This is a genomic window from Aerococcus sp. L_32 (assembly GCF_050689315.1).
The window spans coordinates 1-2,314 of sequence record NZ_JBOEQF010000310.1; the positions used below are offsets into that span (position 1 = coordinate 1).

General features: G+C 42.3%; 2 protein-coding genes and 1 pseudogene. All 3 read right to left on the minus strand.

Annotation, left to right across the window (positions count from 1 at the left end):
• Positions 1–204: pseudogene (locus ACRCJ0_RS12185) on the minus strand (thiaminase II); the annotation flags it as partial.
• Positions 204–866, minus strand: coding sequence for an energy-coupling factor transporter transmembrane component T family protein (locus ACRCJ0_RS12190; RefSeq protein ID WP_431390590.1), 663 nt, complete (start codon positions 864–866; stop codon positions 204–206). The gene ACRCJ0_RS12190 and the pseudogene ACRCJ0_RS12185, both read right to left, overlap by 1 nt.
• 6 nt (positions 867–872) lie before the next feature.
• A complete protein-coding gene (locus tag ACRCJ0_RS12195) occupies positions 873–2,228 on the minus strand; it encodes an ATP-binding cassette domain-containing protein (RefSeq protein WP_431390591.1) in 1,356 nt (451 codons plus the stop codon).
• Positions 2,229–2,314: the final 86 nt, after the last annotated feature.

A 2,314-nucleotide genomic window follows, 5' to 3' on the forward strand; every position in this document is an offset into this window, starting at 1 on the left:
TGCAGGCTCTTCAGTAATTTCCGCGACTTTCTTATACAGTGCTGAAAAGTGACGCAAATAATAAGCATCTTGGATCAAATAGTAACGGAAGTTTTCAATAGGTAACGTCCCATCTTGTAGCTGCAAAATAAAAGGATGGTTGAAACTCCCCTCCCAAAAGGGTCTCGTTTGACTGCGGGCGATTTCTGTAAAAGTTTTTTCCATTAAATCATATTCTCCAATCTCATAATCATATTGCCGACGATAATTAAACTCATGCATAAAACAATAGCTGGTGTAGACATTTTCCAATGACGGTACTGGTGGCGAGGATGGTCTTCAGAGAAACCTCTAGAATACATGGCTTCTGCGTACCGATCCCGCCAATTGAGGGCTAGAAAGATCACTTTCACATAATAGAGAGATGACCATGGATATAATTTCTTCCCCCTTAATAAACTGGCATCATGCATACTCTTGATTTCCCTTTGAATTTCAGGCACAGCATGTATCACAACCAACAATCCATAGATAAAAATAGCCGGTACTTTATACTGTTCAAAAATTAGTAAGCAGTCTTGTAAATCAACGGCAACCATAAATCCTATTCCTAAAGCCGCAAAGGCATAGGTTCTAGTGAATAATACCCAAGCGTCATCTAGGCCACTTCCTTGGATATAGACCGACCAAAAAGTGGTGATGGCAGGAATAAAAGGTAGGGCTAACAAAAATACCAGTACGCCAAACCGTTTTTTAACAGCTAAGTAGGTCACAACCATCAATAAGACATAAATATTCAGCCAAACCGAATAGGTAAAAGATATTTCAATCGTGAACAAGAATACCAAGGCCAGAATAGCTGGAATCGCTGTTTTCTTCTCTTCCATCAATTATCAAACCTCCTTCAGCACTTGATTGGACAAGTGAATATGATGATCACTTACACTTTCCAGCGGACCAAGGCGATGAGACACAATCAAGAAATCCGTATCTCTTTTCTTGTCTTCAATCCAATCCGCAAAGTAATCACTGGCTTTCAGGTCCAAACCCGCAAAAGGCTCATCCAGCATTAAAAACTGGTGGTCTAGACTCAACAAGGCGATTAATTGCACCATCTTCTTCTGCCCCTCGCTTAAATGATATAAACTTCGGTCTAAAACGTGGCTGATATTCAAGTCTTCAAGTGCCTGCATCTGTCGGTCACGAATTTCACCAGCATCTTCATTTGGAAACCGTAACTCACTCGCTACTTCCAACGTCACAAATTGTTGGGCTGCATCTTGAACAGCCAAGGTGAGTGATTCGTATAAGCTTTTCTTGCCCCAAAACCTTGAAAGTCTCTGGTCCTGAAACCGCATCTTGCCCTTGTAAGGGTGTAACTGGGCCATGGCCTTTAACAAAGTCGATTTCCCCGCCCCATTATCGCCAGTTAGGGTGGATACCCCCTTTTGAAAAATGAATTTTTCTTGGTGAAGCAGGGTTTTATCGCCTTGTTTGATCGCAATATTTTCCAAGGTGAAAGCTGATTCGCTGCTAGCTTGACCACTAGTCAACAATGGAATAGGCGCTTTTTCCGGCAAGGTGGTTACATCTGCTTCAGAAAGTTGGCCATCTCGCATGATAAAGAATCGGTTGATTAGCCCCTTATAGTCAGTCAACTCATGGTCTATCACCACAATCAACTTGCCTTGCTGTCTTAATTTCGCCAATACGTTAATCAAGAAAAGTCTAGAGGCTGGGTCAATTGATGCAAAGGGTTCGTCTAAAAAGAAAACTGGTGGATTGACTGCAATCAAGATGGCCAAGGCCGCCCGCTGCTTCTCCCCACCTGACAGGGTCATCAAGTCTTGCTCTAATAAATGTCTGATACCCAAATCGTCAACCGCTTGATTTAAGCGTACTTTGGCCTGATCATAAGGTAGACCGCAATTTTCTAAGGCAAAGAAGCATTCTCGTTCCAGGGTTCGCATGGTAAATTGTTGACCCGGATTTTGAAACATCAACCCGATTTTCTGAGCTTTTTCTGGAATAGTATAGTCTGACATCCGCTGGCCATCCATTACAACATTCCCTTGAAAACTTGCACTATTGAAGCCAGCTATGGTATGGATGAAGGTGCTTTTCCCGCTACCACTATCACCTGTCAGTAAGATAAAATCGCCTAGCTGCCAATCACAAGAAATCCTGTCTAGGATGACGGTCTCATTTTTCCGGACGGTCAAGTCACTAATTTGTACTAAGGCACTCATTGGGCAAGTCCTTTGGCTTGGACCCTGTTGAATAGGCTAACGATTTGTTTAGTTAAAAAGACACCGAAAAATGTCACTGAAATCAA

Excerpts from the sequence above, each read along its gene's own strand:
- ACRCJ0_RS12190 (WP_431390590.1), bottom strand. The coding sequence starts at position 866 with ATGGAAGAGAAGAAAACAGCGATTCCAGCTATTCTGGCCTTGGTATTC.
- ACRCJ0_RS12195 (WP_431390591.1), bottom strand. The coding sequence starts at position 2,228 with ATGAGTGCCTTAGTACAAATTAGTGACTTGACCGTCCGGAAAAATGAG.